Source organism: Escherichia sp. MOD1-EC5189, from assembly GCF_002966045.1.
Taxonomy (GTDB): Bacteria; Pseudomonadota; Gammaproteobacteria; order Enterobacterales; family Enterobacteriaceae; genus Escherichia; species Escherichia coli_F.
The window spans coordinates 1-8,125 of sequence record NZ_PTRX01000057.1 but is presented as its reverse complement, the minus strand read 5'-3'; the positions used below and the strand labels follow the sequence as shown (position 1 = coordinate 8,125).

Annotated in this window: 11 protein-coding genes and 1 pseudogene; 5 read left to right on the top strand and 7 right to left on the bottom strand. The window is 45.6% G+C overall.

Annotated features, from left to right (window positions below; all coding sequences use genetic code 11):
* The 6 genes and pseudogenes from ATB02_RS24980 to ATB02_RS24955 all read right to left on the bottom strand — a co-directional run.
* On the bottom strand, positions 1-1,854 hold a 1,854-nt coding region (locus ATB02_RS24980; RefSeq protein ID WP_105272373.1), incomplete at its 3' end, for an exonuclease.
* A gap of 93 nt (positions 1,855-1,947) precedes the next feature.
* Positions 1,948-2,139: a lysis protein YdfD gene (gene ydfD / locus ATB02_RS24975; RefSeq protein WP_001083276.1), complete on the bottom strand. Its 192-nt coding sequence runs from the start codon at positions 2,137-2,139 to the stop codon at positions 1,948-1,950.
* Positions 2,136-2,324 (bottom strand): cell division inhibition protein DicB, encoded by a 189-nt coding sequence (dicB, locus tag ATB02_RS24970; RefSeq protein ID WP_000854559.1) that lies wholly within the window; start codon positions 2,322-2,324, stop codon positions 2,136-2,138. Before dicB ends, ydfD begins: the two co-directional genes overlap by 4 nt.
* 960 nt (positions 2,325-3,284) lie before the next feature.
* Positions 3,285-3,386: pseudogene (ydfB, locus tag ATB02_RS26975) on the bottom strand (protein YdfB); the annotation flags it as partial.
* Between the two features lies 1 nt (position 3,387).
* Positions 3,388-3,543, bottom strand: coding sequence for a DUF1391 family protein (locus ATB02_RS24960; RefSeq protein WP_000379589.1), 156 nt, complete (start codon positions 3,541-3,543; stop codon positions 3,388-3,390).
* Positions 3,544-3,735: 192 nt separating this feature from the next.
* Positions 3,736-4,143, bottom strand: coding sequence for a helix-turn-helix domain-containing protein (locus tag ATB02_RS24955; protein ID WP_001003381.1), 408 nt, complete (start codon positions 4,141-4,143; stop codon positions 3,736-3,738).
* 77 nt (positions 4,144-4,220) lie between these two features.
* On the opposite strand from ATB02_RS24955, the gene ATB02_RS24950 reads away from it, so the two are divergent.
* The 5 genes from ATB02_RS24950 (at position 4,221) to ATB02_RS24930 (ending at position 7,738) form a co-directional block, all read left to right on the top strand.
* Positions 4,221-4,448 carry a Cro/CI family transcriptional regulator gene (locus ATB02_RS24950; protein ID WP_000476994.1) on the top strand — a complete coding sequence of 76 codons (228 nt, stop codon included), beginning with the start codon at positions 4,221-4,223 and terminating at the stop codon, positions 4,446-4,448.
* Complete coding sequence (locus ATB02_RS24945; RefSeq protein ID WP_000705349.1) at positions 4,432-4,953, top strand: toxin YdaT family protein; 522 nt, start codon at positions 4,432-4,434, stop codon at positions 4,951-4,953. The genes ATB02_RS24950 and ATB02_RS24945 overlap by 17 nt, the downstream gene beginning before the upstream one ends.
* Positions 4,934-5,899: a hypothetical protein gene (locus ATB02_RS24940; RefSeq protein WP_001533283.1), complete on the top strand. Its 966-nt coding sequence runs from the start codon at positions 4,934-4,936 to the stop codon at positions 5,897-5,899. Before ATB02_RS24945 ends, ATB02_RS24940 begins: the two co-directional genes overlap by 20 nt.
* Positions 5,900-5,939: 40 nt before the next feature.
* Positions 5,940-6,362, top strand: coding sequence for a DUF977 family protein (locus ATB02_RS24935; RefSeq protein WP_001599153.1), 423 nt, complete (start codon positions 5,940-5,942; stop codon positions 6,360-6,362).
* Positions 6,363-6,778: 416 nt separating this feature from the next.
* Complete coding sequence (locus ATB02_RS24930; RefSeq protein ID WP_001533280.1) at positions 6,779-7,738, top strand: SIR2 family protein; 960 nt, start codon at positions 6,779-6,781, stop codon at positions 7,736-7,738.
* A gap of 80 nt (positions 7,739-7,818) precedes the next feature.
* Here ATB02_RS24930 and ATB02_RS26535 read toward each other — a convergent pair.
* Positions 7,819-8,125: hypothetical protein (locus ATB02_RS26535; RefSeq protein WP_206748429.1), on the bottom strand; the 307-nt coding region annotated here is incomplete at its 5' end.

Here is an 8,125-nt window from a genome sequence, read left to right as displayed (position 1 = left end):
GCCAGTTTCATTATCGCTATCGTGATGCTGATTGCCGCCAGTGTTCTCCTTGTGTGGATGTTCAGCGCCTTCCATTTTCTCCGGATCATCTTCCTGAACTTCAACCTGATACTCTTCATCGAATGTTTCCTGGTATGTTGCGTCGCCCATTACCGCGCCACAATCAGGGCAGTTGCCGCCGCCGGTCTGACCGCAGCAGGTGCAGACTTTTTCCACTTTCTGTTGCGCCACTGATTCAGGCTGTTTCGTTTCTGGCTCGTTTTGTAACGCATTTGGGCTGTTTTGTTCCGCTTTTTGGTAGTTCCGTTCCGATTCATGCTGGTTCTGGTTCACAGAATCGCGGGTCTGGATCCCCTTAACCCATTTCGGATCATTCGGGTCACTAATCCCTTCAACAAATTCACCACGTGATGCAGCAAGCAACTTATCGGCGTCAGGCTGGATGATATTGGCTGCCTGCATAATTTTGTTTACTTCGTCAGCGGTAACTTTTATCGGCTCTGGTTGTTCTGAATCTTCAGCGGTATCTACATTTTGCGGTAAGCCCGTGTATGTGCCATTTTTTCGGGCAAAATATTCTTCTTTTGTGATTTCAGTGGCGCCAGCAGCCAGTGCCTTATCCAGACCAGAAAGTTTGTTTGCGCGACCGTATTTTTCTCCGTCCTTATCTGCGAAGAGGAAATAGAACGGCCCCTCACGCTCTACAGATGGTTCAGCTTCCGGCGCGGTTTCATTTTTTGGGATATCAGATACCTCAGTTTCCACTGCATCAGTTTGTGTTTCTGATGACTGGAGAACATCAACAGTGCCCAGGTCTGTTTCTTCATTCTCAAACACGCCCTTTGTAGTCAGGTATTCAGTAATGTATTTGTTCAGTGCCACAGGGTCTTTGTGAATGTCGATCGGACGTTCACGGACAAGGCCAAAAATAGTCTGGCGGTCGTAGCGAAGGGCATCAGGCTGTTTGCGCATTGATGCCGAGATACGCTTCCAGTCTTCGCGGTCGTTGTCGATAACTTCATTTTTTGCCCAGCGATGGATGCTGCCGTCAATGTTTCCGGCATCAATGTCACCAGGCCACAGAGCGTAGGCCAGTTCATCATCCAGTGTTTTCCATGTCTGCTTGTATTCGCGACGAATGGCGGCAGTGACAGGGTGGATTTTTCCTGTTGAGTTTTCAGTGTTCTGCCAGTTGACTCTGGCGCGGGCGAGATCAACAACAGACGTGTATTTTCCGGTTTCCTTGCGTTCACCTTCGCGACGTTTTTTCCAGATGCGCATCTCTGCCTGAATTTCGGGCCATTTGGCACCAGGAATACATTTATGCTTAACCCACCCAATGGCGTGCAACTTAAGCTCCGGATACATGGCGTTAACTTCTGGCATTTTCATCAACGCTTCAACGATATGTCCGTCGAATGTTGCCATGTCTTCCTGCAACAATTCCTGTGCGCTAATAACCATATCAACGGTGATGTTTTCACATGTGTCGAACTTAACCATGACAGCGTTCTGTACTTCAGGGGCCAGCTTGTCAAAAGTGACGTTCATCGGATCGGATTCAGTCTCAACCGGGACAAAAGAAGCAGACTCCTCATCCCAGCGGTTTTCCTGCATATATTCAGCATCCCATGAATCGAGGGCAGGGCGGGGTATGCCAGGTTTATCCTCGCAGACAATAAATTTATAAGCGCAGTCCTGAGCAGCCGGATAATGTTCCAGGAATTGCCAGTGAAATTTTGCTCGAGCACGGCGTTCGTCGCTAGCTTCAATGGCTGTGGCTACAGCCACAGCGCCTTCTTCCCTTGTTGCCAGTTCGTCAGGAATAGCGGCGCAAATAAAGACTTTACTCATTTTGTTTTAACCTCATGACAGATTTAAGGATGAACAAATCCCTGCCATTGCTGGCATATAAGAATGAAACCGGATATTTATTACGGAACTGTTTTAAAGACCTGCCGGGATTTCGATATTATACTGGTGAATAACTTTATCGACCGGGTAACAGTTACCGGGAATTTTCTGTTCGGTTGCTGCAGTCATACACTCCTGCATTGTCCTGTGAACACTGACTGCAATATCAACTGGCTCTCCGGAAACAAGAAAAACTGTCAGAACAAGCGCAAATGCTGAATTCATTGTGCACATCCTTTTGGCATCAGACGTAAACGAGCCAGCATTGAAACAATGCATATTTTATTTAATAGCTCCCGTTCTTGTTTTCTCTTGTTAATGGCATCTTCAGTAAATACAGGGTTACTGATAGTGACACCAATTTCAAAACAACCTTCAGACGTATTAACGTTTGGTAATAACGTTTTCATTATCGCGTCCTCAACAATGAATTTTGTGATGCAGTGCCTGGTGCCTCCAGGTGACGTTAACCAGTTAACAATTAACGCCGGATACAGAGAATCCACCCATAACACTGTTTTTGGTTTTAACTGTTCCGCGTGCGCTTAGCCGCATTCACCGCATCACAAAATTCACTTTAAAAAGGGCGGCAGAGCAGTCACGGAGTAAAACTGATACCGCCAAACGTCACCAGAAAATTGATAACAGAGGGCGTTGCAGCGGGGTTGTCACTTAAGCGTATGGTCAACCTGACAACTCGGTGTCCTCAACGGGGAAGGAATAACCCCGCCATACTTACCGCCGCGCCATTTCGCGGGTTGCCACAACCGGAAGCGCACGGTCGAATTAAATTTAACGACACCGTACAGTGAGACGAACTTCGCCGTGCGCTTTCGTGTTGTGTGCCTGCTTTTAACCACGTCAGGCGAGGTGGTATCCTTAAAATCACCACAGTTTTAAGGATTCATTAAGCAATGTCGCAACCACCAATAAATCCGCTTAAGAACATGAAAATTGATTACTGGTATAAAGCGCTTACAGTTGTTGGCGCTGCGTTGTTTGTCTTTAATGGAACGTCTTTTTTTGACAGATATCCCGTTGTTCCATTGGGTTTTTTGTCCTCCGGCATCTTTTTTATTGGTTTGGGGGAGTGGATTAATCACCCTCTCAAAGTGAGATTTATTGGTCCTGGAGTTTGGACTCGTGGATATAATCGTTCTTCGTGCGCACTCGGTATCATCTTCGACATACTTGGTTGTTTCCTGATTGTTACAGGAGTCGTCAAGTTCTTCTGATGTAAAACCGCAAATGGGGCACGTAACGGGAATTTTGAAAAGCGTTTCTCCGGGTTCCAGAACAAAATTTTCTGCGGTCTGATTTTGCTTCTCATATTTGTGCTCCGCGTCATTGTGAGAGCACATTCTTATTCTGAGTGCCTGTTTAAACTCACTGAAGCTGAGAGCTTCTTCGCCTTCGGCAAGGCCTTCGAAGTATTCTTCGTAAGCCTTTTCCATGATTGTGTCGAAATCCATATCACTCACCTGAGTTTCTTTCCAGCCAGCGACGGGCACCATTTTCGGTTTTAAACGTTTTGCTTTTGGTATACGTCATCGCGGTGAACGTACCGTCCTGGTTGGGGAACACGCCACATACCAGAGATTCGCTGTTGCCAAGATCGATAGTATCCATGCTGACCTCATTTCCCCTTAACGCCGGGGTAGCGGAACTGTTTGCTGAGAACACCGTGCGGTGTCTTGATGGAGGTAATTTAGTTTTCTCATTATTTTTCGTCAAGGTTTTTTGATGAGAAAACTCAAGTATTGGCGCAAGATAAAGCCAATACATTGAAATGTAAGGCTTTAAAATTTTGTGAAGGGATGATTATTGATGCTTGTTGCGTTTGCGAGCCTCTAATAGCTCGGTGAACAGGCGATTAAAATTCTCAACGCGGGCGCGGAGTTCGCTGAGTTGTGCTTGTTGCTCTGATTTAGGAAGTGCGCGATACAAACGCAGCATCTCTAACTCATCTTCCGATAAGTCTAAGGCACTATCGAGTGAAACAGGGGGAGCTGGTGTTTTGTCCTCGTCGCCAAACAGTATCCAGGTTGGTGAACATTGCAATACCTCGGCGAGGCGATGCAAATTTTGCCCGCGCGGGGCTGTATGGTCACTTTCCCATAATGAAATTGATGAGCCAGATACGCCAGCAGCTTTGCTTAAACCGTTTTGACTTAAGCCTACCTGCTTACGTCTTTCTCTAATGCGTTGACCTAAAGTTTTCTCGTTCATATTTAGATATCTTAATAACCCTTGACTTGAGATTCCTTGAGTGATTAGCATTGAGAAAACTCAATATTGGAGGTGCGATGTTTAAATCAGACGTAATTAATTTTTACGGTACGAAAGCCAAAGTAGCGAAAGCTGCTGGCGTTGACCCATCTGCTGTTTCTCAATGGCAAGAGCTGGTTCCTGAAGGTCGCGCGATGCGTCTACAGGAGGCATCTGGCGGCGAGCTTCAGTATGATCCCAAGGTTTATGACGAATATCGTAAGACGAAGCGGGCGGGGCGGTTGAACAATGAAAATCACTCCTGAACAGGCTCGTGAGGCTCTGGATGCCTGGATATGTCGACCAGGAATGACACAGGAGCAGGCGACGATATTAATCACTGAAGCATTCTGGGCTTTGAAAGAGCGCCCGAACATCGATGTTCAGCGTGTCACAGATGAAGGTGGCGCGGTTGATCAGCGAGCGCTTGGCGTTAATCGAGTGAAGATATTCGAACGCTGGAAGGCTATCGACACCAGGGATAAGCGTGAAAAGTTCACGGCGCTAGTGCCTGCAATTATGGAGGCTATCCGGATTAATGATTTCAGGTTGTATCGTGAAATTAGTGACGGAAAAAGCATCACGTACATGATCGCCGGGTTAAACAAAGAATATGGCGATGTGGTGGAGTCCGGACTGCTTTTTGCTGATCCTGCCGTAGTGGATCGTGAAACTGACGAACTTATAGAAAAAGCAATTGCTTTCAAACTTGCGTATCGACAGCAATACCAACAAAAAGCTGGATGGAATTATGAGCCTTCTTTTTGCTGAACGCCCACTGGTTATAAACACACAGCTTGCGATGAAGATTGGCTTAAATGAAGCCATTGTGTTGCAGCAGTTGCATTACTGGTTGAGAGATACCAATTCCGGCATGGAATGTGATGGTGTTCGCTGGATTTACAACACAACGGAACAATGGCTGGAACAGTTCCCATTCTGGTCAGAGTCAACGTTAAAGCGCGCGTTTGCAAGTCTGAAAACGCTGGGGCTTTTGCGTTGTGAAAAGCTCAATAAATCAAAGCGCGATATGACCAATTTCTACACGATCAACTATGGGAGCGAGCTTTTAGATGGTGGCAAATTGAGCGAATCCATCGGTTCAAAATGCGCCGCTCCATCAGGTCAAAATGACACGATGGAAGAGGTCAAAATGAAACGCTCCATTGGTTCAAAACGACCCAATGTCATCGGGTCAAAATGGCCTGATGATCTTACAGAGAATACAACAGAGATTACTACAGAGAATAAAAACACTTTTCGTCCGGAAGCTTCGCAACCGGACCCGCAGACGACTGAACAGGATTTTTTAACCCGGAACTCCGACGCGGTTGTGTTTAGTGCGAAAAAACGCCAGTGGGGTAGCAGGGAGGATTTGGCGTGTGCGCAGTGGATCTGGGGGCGGATCGTGGGTCTCTACGAACAGGCAGCCAGTGATGATGGCGAGATCATGCGACCAAAAGAGCCTAACTGGACTGCCTGGGCCAATGACGTGCGCACAATGCGGATGCTGGATGGCAGAAGCCACAGACAAATTTGCGAAATGTTTGGTCGGGTACAGCGAGATCCATTCTGGGTAAAAAACATCATGAGCCCGTCAAAACTTCGTGAAAAATGGGATGAACTGGTCATCCGTCTGGGGCGTTCGTCTGTACAGCGTTGTGTGAATCATATTTCTGAACCGGATACAGAAATTCCGCCTGGTTTCAGGGGATAAGTGTTGATTTCAGGTCATGAGGTAATTTTAAGGGGGACTTGTGGCAAAAGTTTTTACACAAGAAGAGCGGGAAAAAATTAAAGGGCAGGTGGTGGAACTCGTGCGCCAGAGCGGTCGTGAGACGCTACGGCAACTGGAAGCTAAAACAGGTGCGACAAGATATCTGATGAGCGTTCTTGCCAGAGAGCTGGTTGCCAGTGGCGATGTATACAACTCCGGCTACGGGTTATTCCCCTCTGAACAGGCGCGTAAGGACTGGCAAAACGCCCGCAAAAAACTCTCGAGGGCAAAGGTGAAGAAACCTGCTGTGGTTGATCCGGACCTTATCTGGTCATTACCTGACGGAGAAATACGTCGCTACGACAGGCGTATGAACATAATCTGTCGCGAGTGCCGGAAGAGCGAAGTTATGCAGCGGATTTTGGCATTTTATAAGGGAAATATTCGAACATTACCACGGTGAACGAAATTAAAGAGCATTACTTCAGATATGAATTGACATTTTGATGGCACATGGCTAGAACTGGTCTGGTTGTCAGCTTTGTATCAAAAACAGACATTTTGAGTTTCAATATTTGCTAATGAATTAAGACTGATTCTTATCTATATCAATTCATACGAAATACTATGCAATACATCATTGAATTTTACTAGATAAGCGCTATTTGGGTAAATGGAGGTCGCAGAAGACATGCCGCTATTCGTTGGTTTTTATAGACTATATCACTTTCCTCTGCGGTCTCTATTTACCTAACAGCTTGGATTTCTTTGCATGCAAGTCTGTAATATCGAGTGTAATCAAACGGAATGTATATTACTTCCAAACTGCGGCGTATCGCGTTACGCTACTCAAGATTATTCCAACATGAGTCCTCCTATATGGCACGAAAATTAATAATATTCGGCAACGGTCTTGGTATGGCTTTAGATCCTGCTCATTTTTCCTTAGACAGGGCGTTGGCAGAAATTTGGCATCGATCCAATTTCTTAAACGATGTCCATAAGCAACTTATCGAACGTTGTCTTCAGCGGCAAGGTCCACCGGCAGGGGAACATGAGTTGGATACCCTTCACCAAGCTATCACATATTGTAAGGCTCTTGCGCAAATTGGAGAAGGAAACGAGCATTGGCTTACTGACGATGGACTAAACTTCCCCGAAATCACCGCCACTTATATCCACAAAGTTGCAACTAGTTTGCATAATTACGGTGAAGGGTTGCCGCAAAGATTCGAAAATGCGCTAGTGGAATTTGTAAAAAATACACGCACTCATATTGCGACATTAAACTATGACAAATTATTATACAACTCATTCATAGATAATGATATATTCAGCGGGTATGATGGGTATCTGGTTGATGGGATGTTAGGCCACGGATTTTCCGCCGAAGCGCTCGAACGGAAATATAATCGTAGGTTTGGTTATTATTTGCATTTGCATGGCTCACCACTATTTGTTAATCAGGGTGAGACCGTCTTAAAACTTTCACGTTCTCAACTTACGGTTGACAGGGATGAGCCTAGCGAACATATAGTGTTAACGCATATAAAAAGGAAACCGTCAGTTATAGCAGCATCTAATGTTCTTTCTACGTACTGGGATTATTTGCAGTTTGCATTATTTGAATCAGAAGAAATAATACTGTTTGGTTATTCTGGCCTCGATGAACACCTTAACCTGCTTATTCGGCCTTACCTAACCTCTAAGCATTTAAGAGTAATTGAGTGGAGCGGTGCAGGTGAACAAAATGACCGTGAGGCATACTGGCAATATTTGTTAGGACGGGAAGTTACTGTAACCAGGTTGGATAACATCACTGACTTCATCAATTGGTAGCACAATGCGAAGTTAGTATCGAGAGTATACGGTTCTAACTTCGCTGAGCTGAAATATACACTTTACCTTCATTTCATTCTTTAGATGAACACCCAATAGTTGTATTGAATCATTGAAGAGGCAGTCTCATATTTATCAGTATTGGTATACGTCCAATACAGGAGGTTATCGTGTTGGCTCTGACGTGTGTGTTGGCTATTGTGGCTGTGCTGGTAATTTATTGTCTTGTTGTTGCTTTCATGGAGCGATTTTCTGATTGGCGAGGTAGAGGGAGTTAAGTAAAATTGCTGCGGGTGCTTGAGGCTATCTGCCTCGGGCATGAACACCAACGGCAGATAGAGAAAAGCCCCAGTTAACATTACGCGTCCTGCAAGACGCTTAACATTA

Bases quoted from the DNA above. Each gene is read 5' to 3' on its own strand.
- ydfD (WP_001083276.1), bottom strand. From the start codon at position 2,139: ATGAATTCAGCATTTGCGCTTGTTCTGACAGTTTTTCTTGTTTCCGGA.
- dicB (WP_000854559.1), bottom strand. From the start codon at position 2,324: ATGAAAACGTTATTACCAAACGTTAATACGTCTGAAGGTTGTTTTGAA.
- ATB02_RS24960 (WP_000379589.1), bottom strand. From the start codon at position 3,543: ATGGATACTATCGATCTTGGCAACAGCGAATCTCTGGTATGTGGCGTG.
- ATB02_RS24955 (WP_001003381.1), bottom strand. From the start codon at position 4,143: ATGAACGAGAAAACTTTAGGTCAACGCATTAGAGAAAGACGTAAGCAG.
- ATB02_RS24950 (WP_000476994.1), top strand. From the start codon at position 4,221: ATGTTTAAATCAGACGTAATTAATTTTTACGGTACGAAAGCCAAAGTA.
- ATB02_RS24945 (WP_000705349.1), top strand. From the start codon at position 4,432: ATGAAAATCACTCCTGAACAGGCTCGTGAGGCTCTGGATGCCTGGATA.
- ATB02_RS24940 (WP_001533283.1), top strand. From the start codon at position 4,934: ATGAGCCTTCTTTTTGCTGAACGCCCACTGGTTATAAACACACAGCTT.
- ATB02_RS24930 (WP_001533280.1), top strand. From the start codon at position 6,779: ATGGCACGAAAATTAATAATATTCGGCAACGGTCTTGGTATGGCTTTA.